Origin of the sequence: Streptomyces achromogenes, from assembly GCF_030816715.1 — a bacterium.
Lineage (GTDB): Bacteria > Actinomycetota > Actinomycetes > Streptomycetales > Streptomycetaceae > Streptomyces > Streptomyces achromogenes_A.
In genome coordinates this window covers 6,670,176-6,687,255 of the sequence record NZ_JAUSYH010000001.1, presented here as the reverse complement: position 1 = coordinate 6,687,255, position 17,080 = coordinate 6,670,176, and the positions used below count along the sequence as shown (strand labels likewise).

The window sequence follows — 17,080 nt, the reverse complement described above, 5'->3', positions numbered from 1 at the left end:
GCAGGGACCTCTGAAGGCGCCCGCGTCGCCCGCGCCGTCACCGCCCGGGCGGGCACCCCGGAGTGTGCCGGGGTTAACACCGCCCGCCGCGCGCCACACTCATCAACCGTTTACCACCCGTTTCCCCCACTTTCACCACCCCCTCACACCTTCGGTTTCACCTGGTATGCCCGGGATCCAACTGTTCACCGGCAAGCGGAAATGCACACAACCGGCGCAGTAGCATTCCAGAACATCCAGTTCCGCTACCGAAGCGCACTTGCGTGCAGTGCCGCGAGCAGGAGGCGCCATGCGACCGCGACCCCCGGTCCAGGGCAGAGGCATCTTCAGCGGTACCGGACTCATCATCACGTGCCTGGCCGCCACCCTCGCAGCGCTGGTCTTCCCGATCTGGTCGTACGCCGACCGGGTGGACACCGGCGTGAACGTGCTCAACGCGGAGACGGTGTCGACGCAGTACGGGCCGCTGTCCGCGCTGGACCGGGAGTTCGTCACCAAGGTCCGGCTGGCGGGGCTGTGGGAGCTGCCCGCCGGCCGCCAGGCGGAGACGAAGGGCACCACCGAGGCGGTGCGCACGGCGGGCCGGCACCTCGTCGAGGGACACGCCTTCCTGGACGAGCGGGTCCGCCAAGTCGCCTCCCAGCTGGGCCTCTCGCTGCCGAACGAACCCAACGACCAGCAACAGGGCTGGCTGAGCGTGCTGACCTCGGCCCAAGGCCGGCAGTTCGACTGGGAGTTCGCCAACATCCTGCGCCTCGCGCACGGCCGGGTGTTCTCCGTCGTCGCCCAGGTACGGGCGAGCACCCGCAACTCCCTGGTCCGGGCACTCGCCGACGACGCCAACACCACCGTGCTGGACCACATCAAGGTCCTGGAGGCCACCGGGTACGTCGACTTCGACGCCCTCGCCCGGGACATGGCCGCCGACGTCACGCCGCCCCTCGGCCGCTCACCCGCCCCGCCGGGCCCGACCACCGACCCCGGGCCGGTCGTGCCGCTCACCGTGTCGCCGAACCCCACGTACCCGCTCCCGCCGGCCGCGGCCAGTCCGCCGCCCGCAGGCTGAGCCCGCCGACGCCCCTCCCTTCGCCCTGGCCCGCACCCCGCGCGCGCCGCACCCCGGTCACGGAACGTCATCTGCCACCCCCGGCTCGACGCGGCCGGGCCTCGTGCCGGCCCCCGGTACCCGACTCCACGCGCGGGTGCCCGCCAGGTGGGGGGCGCGCTGCACCAGCCGGGGGCGCACAGGGGGCATCGGCGACGACACCCGTCACCGGTGCTTGCCTTCCCCCCACTACCGCACCAAACATCCCTTCTGTCGCCGCCGTGCATCGAAGGGACCCCCGATGAGAGCCGCCGCCCTCCACTCGGCCGCAGGAGCCCTGCTGCTGACCGCCCTCTCCGCCGTCCCGGCGGGTGGCGTCCCGGGCGCGGCCGCCGGGCGTTCCCCGGCGTCCGGTGTGGCGCTCGCCGCCGCGCGGGCCGCGGAGAGGGGCGTCGCCTTCGGGGCCTGCGCCGAGGCGGAGGAACTGCCCGCCGCCATGCAGTGCGGCACGGTCGCCGTACCGCTGGACTACGCCCGTCCGGACGGCAAGCAGATCAAGCTGACCATCAGCCGGGTGCAGGCCACCCACCGGGACCCGCACAACAGCAAGCACCGGGTGCCCCGGCAGGGCGCCCTGGTCTTCAACCCGGGCGGCCCCGGCGGCTCGGGGCTGTACTTCCCGCTGATCGGGCTCCTGCCGGAGTGGAAGCGCATCGGGGCGGCCTACGACCTCGTCGGCTACGACCCGCGCGGTGTCGGCCGTTCGGCGCCCCTGTCCTGCCAGGACCCCAAGCGCTTCTTCAAGGGCCCCTCCCCCGCGCCGGCGCATCCCTCGGAGCCGTACAAGCGGGAGCGCATCGCGCAGGCCAAGGCGTACGCGCGGGGCTGCGCGAAGCGGGCGGGCGGCGCGCTGCGGCACTACAACTCGCTCAACAACGCCCGCGACCTGGACGTGCTGCGGGCCGCGCTGGGCGAGGAACGGCTGACGTTCATGGGCGCGTCGTACGGAACGTACTTCGGGGCGGTGTACGCGACGCTGTTCCCCTCCCACGTGCGGCGCATGGTGTTCGACGCGGCCGTGAACCCGGACCCGGCGCAGATCTGGTACCGCAACAACCTCGACCAGTCGATGGCGTTCGAGAGCCGCTGGACGGACTTCCGCGAGTGGATCGCCGCGCACGACGACGTGTACGGACTCGGCGACACCGCGGAGGAGGTGCTGGTCAGCTACGAGCGGGCGCGGGCCCGGCTCGCCGCGGAACCGGCCGGCGGGAAGGTCGGGCCGGGCCAGCTCCAGGGCGCGTTCCTGCAGGCCGGGTACTACGACGACTACTGGCCCGCTCGCGCGCAGGCGCTGTCGGAGTACCTGAAGGGCGATCCGAAGCAGCTGATCGCGCAGGCCGGTCCGGTGCAGGGGGCCGCCGCGGAGGCGGAGAACGCGAACGCCGTGTACACGGCCGTGGAGTGCAACGACGCGCCGTGGCCGACGGACTGGAAGGTGTGGGACCGCGACAACACGCGCCTCGCGCGTGTCGCGCCGTTCGAGACCTGGGACAACGTGTGGGCGAATCTGCCCTGCGCGTACTGGCCGGCGCCCCGGCAGCGGCCGCTCGACGTGCGGACCGGGCCGGGCGAGCTGCCCCCCACGCTGATCCTGGCCGCCGAGCGGGATGCCGCCGCGCCCTATGACGGGGCGCTGGAGATGCACCGCCGTCTGTCGGGGTCGGTGCTGGTGACGGAGCGGGACGCCGGCACCCACGGCATCGCGGGCGGCCCCAACCGCTGCGTCAACGGGCATTTCGAGGCGTATCTGCTGGAGGGACGGCTCCCGGCCCGGCGCTCCGCCTGCGCGGCGCACGCGGAGCCGAAACCGCTCGCGTCGCGGTAAGACCGCCGGACGACTGCGGGGCCGTATGACGGGGCCGCGTGGGGCTGGTCGCTCCCACGCGGCCCCGCCGCATGTCTGTACGCTCCCGCGCCCCCCGGGAGCGTCAGGCCAGCCCGGCGACCAGATCCGCCACGGACTTGCGGCGGCCCGTGTAGAACGGGACCTCCTCGCGGACGTGCATACGGGCCTCCGAGGCACGCAGATGGCGCATGAGGTCGACGATGCGGTGCAGTTCGTCCGCCTCGAAGGCCAGGATCCACTCGTAGTCGCCGAGCGAGAACGAGGCGACCGTGTTGGCGCGGACGTCCGGGTAGCCGCGGGCCATCTTGCCGTGGTCGGCGAGCATGCGGCGGCGGTCCTCGTCGGGCAGCAGGTACCAGTCGTAGGAGCGCACGAAGGGGTAGACGCTCACGTAGTCGCGGGCCGTCTCGTCGGCGAGGAACGCCGGGATGTGCGAGCGGTTGAACTCGGCCGGGCGGTGCAGCGCCATGTTCGACCAGACCGGCTCGAGGGCGCGGCCCAGCTTCGTACGGCGGAAGAGGTTGTACGCCTCCTGGAGCTGGTCGGCGGTCTCGGCGTGCCACCAGATCATGAGGTCGGCGTCGGCGCGCAGACCGGACAGGTCGTACGTGCCGCGGATCGTCACGTCCTTGGCGGCGAGCTGGTCGAACAGCTCCTGCACCTCGTCGGCGAGGCCCGCGCGGTCCTCGGGCAGCGCGTCCTTCAGCCTGAAGACGGACCACAGGGTGTAACGGATGACCTCGTTGAGGTCCTTGGCCAGCTTGCCCTTGTTCGGGATCCTGCCGGGCTCGGTGGTGGAGGCGTCGTCACTCATGGTCCTCATTCTCCCGCTCCGCCGTGCAGACTCTGCACCGGGGCGGCCGCGAGGTCCCGTACCGCGCCGAGGTCGCCGCCGAGCTGGTCGGCCGCCGCGTACGCGCTCGCGATGCAGGCCGGGATGCCCACGCCGTCGTACTGTGCGCCGCACACCGCGAGGCCGGGAAGTTTCGCGACGTGCTCGCGGATGCGGGCCACGCGCGCGTGGTGGCCGACCGGGTACTGGGGCAGGCCGTCCGTCCAGCGGGTGACGCGGGTTTCGACGGGTGCGGCGGCCAGGCCGGTGGCCTCGCGCAGGTCGTGGCGGGACACGGCGACCAGGTCGGCGTCGTCGCGGCCGAGGATCTCCGTCTCGCCGTACCGGCCCACCGAGGTGCGCAGCACGACCGTGCCCGGGTCCTCGTCGGCGATCCAGCCCCACTTCTGGGTGGCGAACGTGGACGCCTTGATGGTGTGTCCGTCGACGGGCGGAACGAGGAAGCCGCTGCCTTCGGGCAGGGCGGTCCCGGCGCGCCGGTAGGCCAGCGTGATCAGCGCCATGGAGGCGTACTCCACCGTGCGCAGCTCGGCCGCGGCGCCGGGGGCCTCGGCGGCCAGCAGCCCGGCGGCGGCCGGTGCGGGGACGGCGACGATCACGGCGTCGGCGTGCAGCACCCGCTCCCCGGCGGTGACGCGCCATCCGCCCGCGGCGTCGCGGCGCAGCCCGCTCACCGGTACGCGCGTGTGGATCTCTGCGCCGCGCGCCTGGACGGACGCGGCGACCGCGAGCGGCAGGGAACCCACGCCGCCCTCGATGCCCATGAAGACCGGCCCGGTCTGCTGATTCGCCGCGGCCTTGGCCTGGATCTCGCGGACGGCCTCCGTCAGGGAGGTGTGCGTGCGCGCCGCCTCGAAGAGCTGCGGGACGGCCGAGCGCATCGAGATCCGGTAGGCGTCCCCGGCGTACACCCCGCCCAGCAGCGGTTCGACGAGGCGGTCGACGACCTCACGGCCCAGGCGGGCGGCCACGTACTCACCGACCGCCACGTCCTCCCCGAGCGGTGTGCGGGGCAGGCCGGCATCGCGCTCGATCCGGGCGACGCCCGCCTCGGACAGGACGCCGGACAGGGCGTCGCCCGTGCCGGGGACGCCCATGACGTGGCCCCTGGGCATGGGGCGCAGGGTGCCGCGGGTCCAGATCGAGGCGGTGGCGGTGGCCGGCGGCTTCAGGCGGTCGGCGAGGCCCGCCTCGCGCGCGAGGGCGACCGCCTCGGGCCGGCGGGCCAGCATCGACTCGGCGCCGAAGTCCACGCGCACACCCGCGATCTCGCCGGGCAGCAGCTTGCCGCCGACCCGGTCCGACGCCTCCAGCACGGTGACCCGGGCCCCGCGGCCGAGCAGCCGGTGGGCCGCGGCCAGTCCGGCGATGCCGGCTCCCACGACGACGACGTGCTGCCCGGTGCCCGTACCCGTTGCGCTCATGACCCCACTCTCTCAGACCCCACCGACACCGCCGCGGGCCCCCGGTGTCCTCCTCGCGTCCCGACCGTGACCTTTCCGGAACCGGCCGCCGCCAACGTCCGGAGCCGCCCGGGCGTCGAAGAAGCGTCAGTGGTCAGTCATCAGCCGTTCACACCCCCGGGGGGACACCCGTATGCGCACACGACGATCCTCAGGACGCCCCGCGCGCCGTTCCGCACGGCCCGCGCACGCCCTGGCCGGCCTTCTGCTGGCCGCGGGCCTCGTGCTCACCGGCTGCGGCAGCGGCGCGGACGACGGCGGGAGCACCGCGTCCGACAAGGCCGCCGCCGGTGACGCGGCCGCCCGGCCGGACGCGGACGCGAAGGAGGGGGCGGGCGCGAGCGGCTCGAAGGCCACCGCGGCTCCCCGGCCCGCCGCGAACCGCATCATCCGCACCGCGACCCTGACCGTGCAGGTCAAGGACGTCTCCAAGGCTCTCGACGACGCGCGGACGACCACCGAGAACGCCGGTGGCTATGTCGGCGACGAGACGACCGTCCGGGACGAGGACGACGCCGAGCGGACCCGTGTGGTGCTGCGGATCCCCGTCGAGAAGTACGACGACGTGCTCGCCGGACTCCAGGGCGCGGGCAAGCTGCTGGAGCGCACGGCGAAGGCCCAGGACGTGACCGACCAGGTCGTCGACGTCGAGAGCCGGATCGCCTCGCAGCGGGTCAGCGTCGCCCGGGTCCGTGAGCTGATGGACCGGGCCGTCAAGCTGAGCGACGTGGTCACCCTGGAGGGCGAGCTGAGCAACCGTGAGGCGGCCCTGGAGGCGCTGCTCGCGCAGCAGGCCTCCCTCAAGGACCGCACCAGCCTTGCGACCGTCACCCTGACCCTGGCGGAGAAGCCGGTCGTGGAGGCCGTCGAGGACGACGACCCGGGCTTCGTGGACGCGGTCACGGGCGGCTGGGGCGCGTTCGTGACGGTGCTGCGCTGGCTCGCCGTGGCGTTCGGCGCGACGCTGCCGTTCCTCGCGGCGGGTCTGCTGCTCCTGCTGGTGTGGCTGCGGCTGGTGCGGCCGCGCCGCCGGGCCGCGGAGGCGAGCCGGGCGCGGCTGGGCGTCCCGGGACAGTCCGGGGCGGCGCAGTCCGGTGCCGCGCAGCCCGGGGCCGGCCAGGTGGGTGCCGCGCGGACCGGTGGTGGACAGCCGGGGGCCGGGGAGGCCGGGGCCGGGGCCGGGCGGGGCGAGGCCCCGGCGGGCGAGCCCGGGCGGGACTGAACTGCGCTTCCCCCGTAGCGTGTTCGTATGAGCATCGAGCGACTGGTCGTGATCGGCGGTGACGCCGCGGGCATGTCCGCGGCGTCCCGGGCCCGCCGTCTGAAGGGGCCCGAGGAGCTGGAGATCGTGGCCTTCGAACGCGGGCACTTCACGTCCTACTCGGCGTGCGGCATCCCCTACTGGGTGGGCGGCGACGTCGCCGGGCGGGACGATCTCGTCGCCCGCACCCCCGAGGAGCACCGCGCGCGCGGGATCGATCTGCGGCTGCGTACCGAGGTCACCGAGATCGACGTGGCCGGACGGCGGGTACGCGCGCGTGCGGTCGATTCCGGGGCGCAGTCCTGGACGTCGTACGACAAGCTCGTCGTCGCGACCGGGGCGCGCCCGATCCGGCCGGACCTGCCCGGTGCGGACGCGGCGGGCGTGCACGGGGTGCAGACCCTGGACGACGGTCAGGCGCTGATCGACACACTGTCCCGTGCGCGGGGACGACGGGCCGTGGTCGTGGGGGCCGGCTACATCGGTGTGGAGATGGCCGAGGCGCTCATCAACCGCGGCTACGAGGTGACCGTCGTCAACCGGGGCAGCGAGCCGATGTCGACCCTCGACCCGGACATGGGCCGGCTGGTGCACCGGGCGATGGAGGGAATGGGCATCTCCATGGTGAACGACGCCGAGGTCACCGAGGTGTGCACGACGCGGGACGGCCGTGTCCGGGCGGTGCGCACCGCGGACGCCGAGTATCCGGCGGACGTGGTGGTCCTCGGCATCGGCGTCCGGCCGGAGACAGCGCTCGCGCAGGCCGCCGGGCTGCCCGTGGGCGGGCACGGCGGACTGCTCACCGACCTGGCGATGCGGGTGCGCGGCCACGAGGAGATCTGGGCCGGCGGCGACTGCGTCGAGGTTTTCGACCTGGTCTCGGGACAGGAGCGGCACATCGCCCTGGGCACCCACGCCAACAAGCACGGACAGGTCATCGGCGCCAATGTCGCAGGCGGTTACGCCACGTTTCCGGGCGTGGTCGGCACCGCCGTCAGCAAAGTCTGCGATCTGGAGATCGCCCGGACCGGACTGCGTGAGAAGGACGCGCACAGGGCGGGCCTGCGTTTCGAGACGGTCACCGTCGAGTCGACCAGCCGGGCCGGTTACTACCCCGGCGCCTCCCCGATGACGGTCAAGATGCTCGCCGAGCGCAGGACGGGCCGTCTGCTGGGCGTACAGATCGTCGGTCGGGAGGGCGCGGGCAAACGGGTCGACGTCGCGGCGGTGGCGCTGACCGCCGGGATGACGGTGGAGCGGATGACGTCCCTCGACCTGGGCTACGCGCCGCCGTTCAGCCCGGTGTGGGACCCGGTGCTGGTGGCTGCCAGGAAGGCCACGGCGAAGGTGCACGGCAGCGGACGGGAGTAGAGCGGGGGTCGGGACCCGGCGGCGCGGGACCGGACCGCGCCGCCCGGGACGCGCCCCGTGGCGCGTGCGACCACCCCCGCCGGTGCCCTGTCGCACACCGTCGTTCAAGCGGTCTCACCCGGGCCCGCCCGGAGCGGTTCCCCTCCGTCGCATCGCGAACCGCCCCACTCCGCCGCGTCGCGGACTCTCCTCTCAGCCGCGTCGCGATCCGTGCCGCTCGGCCGCCTCGCGGACGGTTCCGCTCAAACGCTTCTGAAACCGTTCCGTTCCGGCGCTCCTCAAGCCGTTCCGGTCAGGCGCGGCAGCGCGGAGACCGCCGCGGCGGGGGGCTGCTCCGCCGGCTTCGCGTGCGCGGCCGACGCGGGCCGCGACCGCAGCCGGTTGCTGACCGCCTCGTCCAGCGTCACCGGACGCTGCATCTGTGAAGCGAGCCGCCCGGCCTCCTGGCCGAGTCGTGCCACGTCCTCCCAGGGCAGCCGGATCACCAGCGAGAGCTCCGCCTCGCCGTCGGGCGTCGCGTGCATCGCGGGGGTAATGTGGTCGTTCATCGCTGTTCCTCACGTCGTCCCCGCGACCCGCCTTCCTCGTGCCGCGAGCGGTTGCCGGTTCATACGCACTGCTGGGAAGCGGCGTTCACCGATTCGCCGAACGGATCGGGGGCACTACTTCCTTGTGGTCATCCCCGTGCATGACGTGAACCCCGTGCGCCGCACCCCGGTGGTGACGTACGCGCTGATCGCCGCGAACGTCCTCGTGTTCCTGTACATGCCGGGCCTGTCCGGCTCCGTGGCGGGCGACAGCAGCCTGGCCCAGACGTGCCATCTGCACGCCTTCCTCGAACACTGGGCGGCCGTGCCGCGCGAGTTGATCGACCATCAGTTTCCGCAGCTCGTCCCCACCGGCGAGGTGCGGGGCGCATCCTGCCAGCTGGGCCCGCCGGACTACACCAAGTCGCCGGCGCTGAGCGTGCTCACGGCGATGTTCCTGCACGGCGGCTGGCTGCATCTGCTGGGCAACATGCTGTTTCTGCTGATTTTCGGCAACAACATCGAGGACCGCATGGGGCACGTCCGCTTCGCGGTCTTCTACGTCGTGTGCGGCTATGCCGCCTCGTACGGCTTCGCCCTGGTCAACTCCGACTCCACCGATCCGCTGATCGGCGCGTCGGGCGCGATCGCGGGGGTCCTGGGCGCCTACCTGGTGCTGTATCCGAAGGCCCGGGTGTGGGTGCTGGTGCCGTTCCTGGTGTTTCTGCCGCTGCGTCTGCCGGCCTGGCTGGTGCTGGGCTTCTGGTTCGCGCTGCAGGCGGTGTACTCCTCCGGCGAGGGCGTCTCGGGCGCCGGGACCGTGGCGTACGCGGCACACGTCGTCGGCTTTCTCGCGGGCATGCTGCTCGCCTGGCCGCTCAAGCCCGGCACGCCGGCGCCGCCGGAGCCGCGCGGCCTGCTGTTCGGCAGGCGGGCGCGTCCCCGGCACACCTGGTGACTCAGTGGGCCGTCCGCGTGTGGACGTACTCGACGAGACGCGTCAGCGCGTCCGGGTCGGTGTGGGGCATGACGCCGTGGCCGAGGTTGAAGACGTGGCCCTCGAGTCCGGCGGCCGCGTCCAGGACCTCGCGGGCCTTGACCTCGACGGCCTCGGCGCCGGCGAACAGGACCGTCGGGTCGAGGTTGCCCTGGAGCGCCTTGCCGGGGCCGACCCGGCGGGCGGCCTCGTCGAGCGGGACGCGCCAGTCGACACCGACGACGTCCGCGCCGGCCTCGCCCATGAGCCGCAGCAGCTCACCGGTGCCCACGCCGAAGTGGATGCGCGGGACGCCGTAGCCCTCGACCGCGCGGAACACCTTCGCGGAGGCGGGCAGCACGGAGCGGCGGTAGTCCTCCGGGGCGAGCGCGCCGGCCCAGGAGTCGAAGAGCTGGACGGCGCTCGCGCCCGCCTCGATCTGCACCTTGAGGAAGGCGGCGGTGATCTCGGCGAGGCGGTCCAGCAGATCCGCCCAGAGTTCGGGGTCGCCGTACATCATCGCCTTGGCGTTCTCGTACGTGCGCGACGGGCCGCCCTCGACGAGGTAGCTCGCGAGGGTGAAAGGGGCGCCCGCGAAACCGATCAGCGGGGTGGCGCCGAGCTCGGCCGTGAGCAGTCCGATGGCCTCGGTGACGTAGGAGACGTCCTCGGGGGCGAGGTCGCGCAGCTGGGCGAGGTCGGCGCGGGTACGGATCGGGCGTTCGACGACCGGCCCGACGCCGGGCTTGATGTCGAGGTCGATGCCGATGGCCTTGAGGGGGACGACGATGTCGCTGAAGTAGATCGCCGCGTCCACGTCGTGCCGGCGCACGGGCTGGAGGGTGATCTCCGTGACCAGCTCGGGCCGCATGCAGGACTCGAGCATCGGGACGCCCTCGCGGACCTTGCGGTACTCCGGCAGCGAGCGTCCGGCCTGCCGCATGAACCACACGGGCGTGTGCGGCACGGGCTCACGCCTGCACGCCTTCATGAAGGCGCTGTCGTAGGTCGCTGTCGGCTGCCGGCCCGCCGGGCTCTCGTTCGCACTCACGACGGCAAGTCTCGCACGGCGCCGGAGGCCCTGCGGCCGCCCCCTCTCCGCCCCCTCGCCGCGTGCGGTGCGTCTCCCGGCCGTGCGCGGTCCGTGCGCCTGTTCGCCCAGCGCGCACCCGTCCGCAGGCCCCGCGCGGGTGTCTTGCCCTGCGCGAAGCCCCCGTTCCCCTTAATCTTCCCCGCATGGCTGCGGCTCAGGGACGACTGTCGGACGACGCTGGCGGGATGGATGACGCGAACGAGGGGGACCGGGACGGGGGCAGGTCGGCTCCGTTGCCGTTCCGGTCCGCCGTCGACGGGCTGAGAGCCGCCCGGCTGCGGCCGCAGATCGAGGTCGAGGCGACGCCGGCCCCGAAGCGGCTCGCCCCGTTCGCGCACGCGCTGGAGGCGACGGTCGTGGACGGCGAGCAGGACCTCGCCGACGGCCGGCTGGTGCTGCTGCACGATCCGGCCGGGCACGACGCCTGGCGCGGAACGTTCCGCCTGGTGACCCTGGTGCGGGCGGAGCTGGAGCCGGAGATGGCCGCCGACCCGCTGCTGCCCGAGGTGTGCTGGTCGTGGCTGACCGGCGCGCTCCAGGCGCGCGGGCTGACGTACGGGGAGCCGAGCGGGACCGTCACGCGCGCGAGTTCGCACTACTTCGGGGGGCTGGCGGAGCGTCCGGCGGCCTCGCAGATCGAGATCCGAGCGTCCTGGACGCCTCGCGAGGGCCTGGGCGGGGTCCCGGACACCGGGGCGCACCTGTCGTCCTGGTGCGACCTGCTGGCACAGGTGGCGGGGCTGCCGCCGGCCGGACCCGGCGACGCGTCCGTGGTGACCCTGCCGCAGCGCCGGGGGCCAAACTCACGTTGACCATCTCTTTGTCGATACGGCCATTTTCGATCCCGTCTGACACCCACTTAAACCGACTCGATCTTCGGATGATCGATCGCGTGTCCGAATTGCACAGATTGTTACTCACTAGATCGTGATCATTTTCTAAAGGACCCCGGGTTCGCTGCCGAAGACGACTGTGACCTTGAAAGCACGGTTCGTCCCGGCTTCCTCCCCACGAGCCCCCCACGAACCGGCTCCCGTCCCCCATCCAGGAGGCCTGGTGTCCGTTCTCCTCGAGCAGCCCGCAAGCCTGGTCGCCTACCGCCCGAACAAGCCCACCGCCATGGTGGTCGTGGCCGACCCGCGCGTCCGCTCCACCGTCACCCGTCATCTGTGGGCGCTCGGTGTGCGCGACGTCATCGAGGCCTCGTCCGTCGCGGAGGCTCGTCCCCGCATCGGCAACCCCCGCGACATCTGCGTCGCCGACGTCCACCTGCCCGACGGCTCCGGCCTCACCCTGCTGTCGGAGACCCGCGCCGCGGGCTGGCCCAACGGGCTCGCCCTCTCCGCCGCCGACGACATCGGCGCGGTGCGCAACGCCCTCGCCGGCGGCGTCAAGGGCTACGTGGTCACCGGCACCCGCACCAACCTCGGCCTGCCCGGCCGTCCCGGCGCCGCCCCCATGGGCTCGGCCGCCCGTCTGCACCGTCGCCCCCCGGGTGCCCCGAGCCACCCGGGCGGCTACCGCGAGCTCTCCGGCCGTGAGGTCGAGGTGCTGCGGCTGGTCGCGGAGGGTCAGTCGAACAAGGCCATCGGCGTCTCCATGGGCCTGTCCGCGCTGACCGTCAAGAGCCACCTCGCCCGCATCGCCCGCAAGCTCGGCACGGGCGACCGCGCCGGCATGGTCGCGGTGGCCCTGCGGACCGGCATCATCCACTGAACCCCCGCCCGGCCCCCACCCCGGCGTCCCGGACTCCCCCGGGACCCCCAGGACCCCCAGGACCCCCAGGACCCCCAGGAGCGTCACCCCGTCCCCACCGGCCCCTCACGTCGTCTCCCCGCCGTTCCTCCGCCTGACCGGTTTACGCCCCTGCGCCGTCCGCCGACGGAACGTTCCGTCGGCGGACGGCGTCGATACACGGATACCCTTGACAGGTGACCGACGCCCAAGAAACCGCAGCAGCCAGTTCACTGCGAACCACCGGAGGCGCCCCTCCGGACGAAGGCGGATCCACTGCTTCCGGGGCGCCGACACCTCTGCTCGAGCCGCGCGAGGGCATCCCTCCCGTGATCGCCGACGAGGCCTCCCTCGCCGCGGCCGTCGCCGCCTTCGCCGCGGGCTCCGGCCCGGTCGCCGTCGACGCCGAACGCGCCTCCGGCTACCGCTACGGACAGCGCGCCTATCTGGTGCAGCTGCGCCGCGAGGGCGCCGGCAGCGCCTTGATCGACCCGGTGGCCTGTCCCGACCTCTCCGCGCTCGGCGCGGCGCTGTCGGACGCGGAATGGGTGCTGCACGCGGCCACCCAGGACCTGCCGTGCCTGCGGGAGATAGGCATGGTGCCGACGCGGCTGTTCGACACCGAGCTGGCCGGACGGCTCGCCGGGTTCCCGCGGGTCGGCCTCGGCGCGATGGTGGAGGGCGTACTGGGCTACGTCCTGGAGAAGGGTCACTCCGCGGTGGACTGGTCGACCCGGCCGCTGCCCGAGCCCTGGCTGCGCTACGCGGCCCTCGACGTGGAGCTGCTGGTCGACCTGCGCGACGCGCTGGAGAAGGAGCTGGACCGGCAGGGCAAGCTCGACTGGGCCCACCAGGAGTTCCACGCGATCGCCTCCGCCCCGCCGCCCGAACCCCGCAAGGACCCCTGGCGGCGTACGTCCGGCATGCACAAGGTGCGCCGGCGGCGACAGCTGGGCGTCGTGCGGGAGCTGTGGGAGGCACGGGACCGGATCGCCCGCCGGCGTGACGTGTCGCCGGGCAAGGTGCTGTCCGACGCGGCCATCGTGGAGGCCGCGCTCTCCCTCCCGGCGAACGCCCACGCGCTGGCCGCGCTGACCGGATTCGGGCACCGGATGGGACGGCGGCAGCTCGAGCAGTGGCAGGCGGCGGTCGACAGGGCGAAGGCGCTGAGCGAGTCGCAGCTCCCCCAGCCGGGACAGCCGGTGACGGGGCCGCCGCCGCCGCGCGCCTGGGCCGACAAGGATCCCGCGGCCGCCGCGCGGCTCAGTGCGGCGCGGTCGGCGGTCTCGGCGCTGGCCGAGGAACTGAACATGCCGCAGGAGAACCTGATCGCGCCGGACGCGGTGCGGCGGGTCTGCTGGGAGCCCCCGGCCGCCGACCCGGAAGCGGTGACGACGGCGCTTGCCGGATACGGGGCGCGTCCCTGGCAGGTGGAGCAGGTCGCCCCGGTGCTGGCCGCGGCGCTGGCGGACAAGGGCGAGTGACCGCGGCGGCGTCGTACGCGTCACGGCGGCCGCACGGCGGCCAGTCCAGCCGCCCCTCCTGCGGCCCCTTCCGCCGCCGTGGGCGGGTCACCTCGTCGCTCCTCTCATGAAACCGTTGTAGATGTATTTCTGGAGGGCGAGGAAGACGATCAGGGTCGGCAGGATGACGAGCACCGCTCCTGCCGAGATCGTTTCCCAGTGGGCGGCGTAGGGGCCCTTGAAGCGGAACAACGACGTCGAGATCACGCCAAGATCTTGTGACGGCATATAGAGGAAAGGGATGTAGAAGTCGTTGTAGACGGCGATTCCCTTCACGATCACGACCGTCGCGATCGCCGGTTTCAGCAACGGAAAGATGATCTTGCGGTAGATCGTGAACGCGTTGGCTCCGTCGAGGCGGGCCGCCTCGTCCAGGGAGATCGGGATCGATCGCACGAACTGCAGGAAGATGTAGATCGAGACGATGTCCGTGCCCATGTAGAGCGCGATCGGCGCCCAGCGGGTGTCGAACATGCCCAGGCTGTGGACGATCTGGAAAGTGGCCACCTGGGTGGTCACCCCGGGGACCAGCGCGGCGACCAGGAACAGGGCGATCACCAGTTTCCGGAGACGGAAGGTGAAACGGTCGATCGCATACGCCGTCATCGAACCGATCAGAACGGTTCCACCGACGGAGACCAGCAGAATGAAGGCGGTGTTGCCGAACGCCGTGAGCATCCCGCCGTCCCGGAACGCCGTCACGTAGTTGTCGAAGTTGAGCGGGTCGTCCGGGAGGGTGAGCGCTCCGCTGCCGGACGCCGTCTCGTTCTCGGTCTTCAGGGACGTCAGGACGACGACGCCCAACGGGAGCAGCACCACCAGCGTCGCGCCGATCAGCGACAGGTACACCAGGGTGCGGGCAACGGCTCGGCGCGTCATACGAGGTCCACCCTGTCGTCGGGGACGAGGCGTCGCTGCACCCAGGTGACCAGCAGGATGATCAGCAACAGCACCACGGCCGCCGCCGAGGCGAGCCCCGTCTTGTTGAACTGGAAGGCCAGCTTCACCGTCTGGATCACGAAGGTCTCGGTGCCGGTCGCCCCGCCGGTCATGATGTACGGGATCTCGAAGGCCGACAGGGAGCCGGAGACGGAGAGGATCACCGTCAGGGTCAGCACCGGTTTGATGCCGGGCAGGATGACATAGCGGAACTGGTGCCACCGGCCCGCGCCGTCCAGCTCGGCCGCCTCGTACAGCTCCCCGGGTACGGACTGGATCGCGCCGAGGAACAGCACGAAGTTCATGCCGAGGTAGCGCCAGATCGAGACGCCGGCGAGCGAGACGTTCGCCGACGCGGGCGTGCCCAGCCAGGCGCGGTCGCTGTGGTGACCGAAGAGGCCCAGCACCGTGTCGAGGGTCCCGCCGTCCTGGAAGAAGTAGAGGAAGACGAATCCGATGGCCACGCCGTTCACCAGGGACGGAAAGAAGAGCACGCCCTTGAAGAAGTTCCGGAAACGGATGCTGAAACTCAGGATGGTCGCGAAGTACAGCGCGGCGACGATCTGGATCACCGAGGCGGCCAGGTAGTAACCGCTCACCCAGAACACCTGGAAGAGGTCCTCCCGGGTGAAGATCTCCGCGTAGTTCTCGGCGCCCGTGTAGTGCAGTTCGGGACTCACGCCGTCCCAGTCGGTGAAGCTGTAGGCGACCATGTTGGCGATCGGCGCGTAGGTGAAGGTGATCAGCAGGGTGAGCGGGGCGAGCAGGAACAGCCAGGGGGTCAGCAGCCGCCAGGTGCGCGCCCGGCGCGGCGCCGGTGGCGGGTCGGCGCGCCCCGGGGCCGGCGCCACGGTCCTGATGCCGGCCTTCCCGGTGTCCCGCGCCGGGGTGTGGGTGCCCGCGTGCGTCATCGGTCGCCCACGCTCGCCTGTGTCTCGGTCCACTTCTTGCCGAGCCCGGAGAGGAAGTCGTCCAGGCTGCCCTTCTTCGCGCCGCGCGCGAGGTCGACCAGGTCCTGGCGGTACTCGGGCTTGAAGATGCCGACCTCGGACCGGTCGTCGATCAGCTTGACCCTCGCGCCCGCGGAGTCGTCGAGCTCGATGAGTTTGACGCCCGCCTCCTCGTAGGGCTTCAGCACCGTGGGCATGGCCGCGTCCTTGAGCGGGGAGATGGCCAGGTTGTCCTTGTCGTAGCCGGACTTGTCGGTGAACCAGTCGATCCAGGCGCGGGCGGCCTCCTTGTGCTTCGAGTGCACGTTGACTGCCTGGTTGTAGTCGGGGCCGACGGTCGCGCAGTACGCCCCGCCCGTCTGCGCGGGAAACGGCATGAAACCGATGTCGTCCGGGTTCACACCGGCCTTCTTCGCGGCGTCCTGGAACTGGATGATCGCCCAGGTGCCGAGCCACTGCGTGGCGATCTCGCCCTTGGCCGTGCGCGGTTTGGACTCCTCCCAGTTGCTGGTGGTCGGGTCCTTCTCGGCGAGGCCCTGCTTGACGATGTCGTACAGGAGTGTGTCGCCGACGCGCAGGTCGGAGCCCTGCGCCCACGGGTCGCCCTCGGCCAGTTTCGTGGTCGCCTGCGGGTCGCAGTGCACCGCGCCGTCGACGTAGGTCCAGGAGGTGAGGGGCCACTGCGCGGCGAAGTTGGTGTAGTACGGCACCGCGTCGGTCTTCGCCTTGATCGCTTTGAGGGCGGTGAGGAACGCGGCCGGGGTGGTGGGCCAGGCGGTGACCCCGGCCTCCTTCCAGATCCGCTTGTTGTAGACGAAGCCGGGCATCACGCCGACCGGGCTCTGGCCGTAGACCTTGCCGTCGACGGTGGTGAAGTCGGTGAAACGGTATTTCTTGCCGCGCTCGGCGACGGTGCCGAGCGAGGCGAAGAACTTCGGGTAGTCGTTCTTCTTGATGACCGCGGGGATCAGCAGGACGTCGCCGTAGTCGTCCGTGTTCATGCGGATCTTGATTTCGGCCTCGTAGTTGGTGAGGGCCTGGAACTCCACCTTGACCTTGGGATAGGTCTTGTTGAACTCGGCGGCGTACCTCTTCATCGTGCCGTCCTGCACGAGGTCGGTCCGCACGGTGAGGACCGTGATGGATCCGCTGACCTTGGCCGGGTCGTCGGGCGCCTTGGCGTCCGCGCCCTTCGTGCTTCCCCCGGTGCCCGTGCACCCGGGCAGCAGCAGGGCGGCCGCGGCGGTCGTGGCGAGGACGTGGATGGTGCGGCGGTTCATGTGCATCACTTCCGTTCGTGGGACGGATGAGCACGTGCGGTGGGGCGAGGGACGAGCGGGTTGGCTGATTCGGCACTCTGACAGCGCTTTCTCAACCGGTAAAGTCCGATTCCCGCCAACGACGACGAAACCGCGCTCAATTGCGAGCTTGACCGG

General features: G+C 72.0%; 15 protein-coding genes. 8 read left to right on the top strand and 7 right to left on the bottom strand.

Annotated elements, in window-relative coordinates:
• Positions 1 to 289: 289 nt before the first annotated feature.
• Positions 290 to 1,066 carry a DUF4142 domain-containing protein gene (locus QF032_RS29865; RefSeq protein ID WP_307046737.1) on the top strand — a complete coding sequence of 259 codons (777 nt, stop codon included), beginning with the start codon at positions 290 to 292 and terminating at the stop codon, positions 1,064 to 1,066.
• A gap of 280 nt (positions 1,067 to 1,346) precedes the next feature.
• The gene (locus tag QF032_RS29860) at positions 1,347 to 2,933 is read left to right on the top strand and encodes an alpha/beta hydrolase (RefSeq protein WP_307046735.1); all 1,587 of its coding nucleotides are present in this window, start codon (positions 1,347 to 1,349) and stop codon (positions 2,931 to 2,933) included.
• A 103-nt stretch (positions 2,934 to 3,036) separates the two neighbouring features.
• Here the strand turns inward: QF032_RS29860 and hemQ are convergent, their stop codons facing one another.
• Positions 3,037 to 3,768: a hydrogen peroxide-dependent heme synthase gene (hemQ, locus tag QF032_RS29855; RefSeq protein ID WP_107446183.1), complete on the bottom strand. Its 732-nt coding sequence runs from the start codon at positions 3,766 to 3,768 to the stop codon at positions 3,037 to 3,039.
• 5 nt (positions 3,769 to 3,773) lie between these two features.
• The gene (gene hemG / locus QF032_RS29850; RefSeq protein ID WP_307058175.1) at positions 3,774 to 5,231 is read right to left on the bottom strand and encodes a protoporphyrinogen oxidase; all 1,458 of its coding nucleotides are present in this window, start codon (positions 5,229 to 5,231) and stop codon (positions 3,774 to 3,776) included.
• A 172-nt stretch (positions 5,232 to 5,403) separates the two neighbouring features.
• Between hemG and QF032_RS29845 the strand changes: the two genes are divergently transcribed.
• Both QF032_RS29845 and QF032_RS29840 read left to right on the top strand, forming a co-directional pair.
• On the top strand, positions 5,404 to 6,492 hold the full coding sequence (locus tag QF032_RS29845; protein ID WP_307058173.1) for a DUF4349 domain-containing protein: 1,089 nt from the start codon (positions 5,404 to 5,406) through the stop codon (positions 6,490 to 6,492).
• A gap of 27 nt (positions 6,493 to 6,519) precedes the next feature.
• Positions 6,520 to 7,902, top strand: coding sequence for an FAD-dependent oxidoreductase (locus tag QF032_RS29840; RefSeq protein WP_307046730.1), 1,383 nt, complete (start codon positions 6,520 to 6,522; stop codon positions 7,900 to 7,902).
• Positions 7,903 to 8,180: 278 nt separating this feature from the next.
• Here the strand turns inward: QF032_RS29840 and QF032_RS29835 are convergent, their stop codons facing one another.
• Positions 8,181 to 8,450 carry a hypothetical protein gene (locus tag QF032_RS29835; protein WP_306948616.1) on the bottom strand — a complete coding sequence of 90 codons (270 nt, stop codon included), beginning with the start codon at positions 8,448 to 8,450 and terminating at the stop codon, positions 8,181 to 8,183.
• Positions 8,451 to 8,574: 124 nt separating this feature from the next.
• Here QF032_RS29835 and QF032_RS29830 point away from each other — a divergent pair, with 124 nt between their 5' ends.
• A complete protein-coding gene (locus QF032_RS29830; protein WP_307046728.1) occupies positions 8,575 to 9,387 on the top strand; it encodes a rhomboid family intramembrane serine protease in 813 nt (270 codons plus the stop codon).
• 1 nt (position 9,388) lies between these two features.
• Here the strand turns inward: QF032_RS29830 and hemE are convergent, their stop codons facing one another.
• Positions 9,389 to 10,456 carry a uroporphyrinogen decarboxylase gene (gene hemE / locus QF032_RS29825; RefSeq protein WP_306948620.1) on the bottom strand — a complete coding sequence of 356 codons (1,068 nt, stop codon included), beginning with the start codon at positions 10,454 to 10,456 and terminating at the stop codon, positions 9,389 to 9,391.
• A gap of 227 nt (positions 10,457 to 10,683) precedes the next feature.
• Between hemE and QF032_RS29820 the strand changes: the two genes are divergently transcribed.
• The 3 genes from QF032_RS29820 to QF032_RS29810 all read left to right on the top strand — a co-directional run bounded on the left by QF032_RS29820 (position 10,684) and on the right by QF032_RS29810 (position 13,716).
• Complete coding sequence (locus tag QF032_RS29820) at positions 10,684 to 11,310, top strand: DUF3000 domain-containing protein (protein ID WP_373430395.1); 627 nt, start codon at positions 10,684 to 10,686, stop codon at positions 11,308 to 11,310.
• Between the two features lie 244 nt (positions 11,311 to 11,554).
• Entirely contained in the window at positions 11,555 to 12,214 is a 660-nt protein-coding gene (locus QF032_RS29815) for a helix-turn-helix transcriptional regulator (RefSeq protein ID WP_107446175.1), read from the top strand.
• A 215-nt stretch (positions 12,215 to 12,429) separates the two neighbouring features.
• Positions 12,430 to 13,716 (top strand): HRDC domain-containing protein, encoded by a 1,287-nt coding sequence (locus tag QF032_RS29810; protein ID WP_307046724.1) that lies wholly within the window; start codon positions 12,430 to 12,432, stop codon positions 13,714 to 13,716.
• Between the two features lie 87 nt (positions 13,717 to 13,803).
• Here the strand turns inward: QF032_RS29810 and QF032_RS29805 are convergent, their stop codons facing one another.
• From QF032_RS29805 to QF032_RS29795, 3 genes are read right to left on the bottom strand one after another with little or no spacing between them, the layout of a single operon-like run.
• Positions 13,804 to 14,634 carry a carbohydrate ABC transporter permease gene (locus QF032_RS29805; protein WP_307046722.1) on the bottom strand — a complete coding sequence of 277 codons (831 nt, stop codon included), beginning with the start codon at positions 14,632 to 14,634 and terminating at the stop codon, positions 13,804 to 13,806.
• Positions 14,631 to 15,605, bottom strand: coding sequence for a carbohydrate ABC transporter permease (locus tag QF032_RS29800; protein ID WP_307058171.1), 975 nt, complete (start codon positions 15,603 to 15,605; stop codon positions 14,631 to 14,633). The genes QF032_RS29805 and QF032_RS29800 overlap by 4 nt, the downstream gene beginning before the upstream one ends.
• Positions 15,602 to 16,924, bottom strand: a complete 1,323-nt coding sequence (locus QF032_RS29795) for an ABC transporter substrate-binding protein (RefSeq protein ID WP_307058169.1) — start codon at positions 16,922 to 16,924, stop codon at positions 15,602 to 15,604. Before QF032_RS29795 ends, QF032_RS29800 begins: the two co-directional genes overlap by 4 nt.
• Positions 16,925 to 17,080: the final 156 nt, after the last annotated feature.

Bases quoted from the DNA above. Each gene is read 5' to 3' on its own strand.
- QF032_RS29800 (WP_307058171.1), bottom strand. From the start codon at position 15,605: ATGACGCACGCGGGCACCCACACCCCGGCGCGGGACACCGGGAAGGCC.
- QF032_RS29840 (WP_307046730.1), top strand. From the start codon at position 6,520: ATGAGCATCGAGCGACTGGTCGTGATCGGCGGTGACGCCGCGGGCATG.
- QF032_RS29835 (WP_306948616.1), bottom strand. From the start codon at position 8,450: ATGAACGACCACATTACCCCCGCGATGCACGCGACGCCCGACGGCGAG.
- hemQ (WP_107446183.1), bottom strand. From the start codon at position 3,768: ATGAGTGACGACGCCTCCACCACCGAGCCCGGCAGGATCCCGAACAAG.
- QF032_RS29860 (WP_307046735.1), top strand. From the start codon at position 1,347: ATGAGAGCCGCCGCCCTCCACTCGGCCGCAGGAGCCCTGCTGCTGACC.
- QF032_RS29805 (WP_307046722.1), bottom strand. From the start codon at position 14,634: ATGACGCGCCGAGCCGTTGCCCGCACCCTGGTGTACCTGTCGCTGATC.
- QF032_RS29845 (WP_307058173.1), top strand. From the start codon at position 5,404: ATGCGCACACGACGATCCTCAGGACGCCCCGCGCGCCGTTCCGCACGG.
- QF032_RS29820 (WP_373430395.1), top strand. From the start codon at position 10,684: ATGGATGACGCGAACGAGGGGGACCGGGACGGGGGCAGGTCGGCTCCG.
- QF032_RS29795 (WP_307058169.1), bottom strand. From the start codon at position 16,924: ATGAACCGCCGCACCATCCACGTCCTCGCCACGACCGCCGCGGCCGCC.
- QF032_RS29865 (WP_307046737.1), top strand. From the start codon at position 290: ATGCGACCGCGACCCCCGGTCCAGGGCAGAGGCATCTTCAGCGGTACC.
- hemG (WP_307058175.1), bottom strand. From the start codon at position 5,231: ATGAGCGCAACGGGTACGGGCACCGGGCAGCACGTCGTCGTCGTGGGA.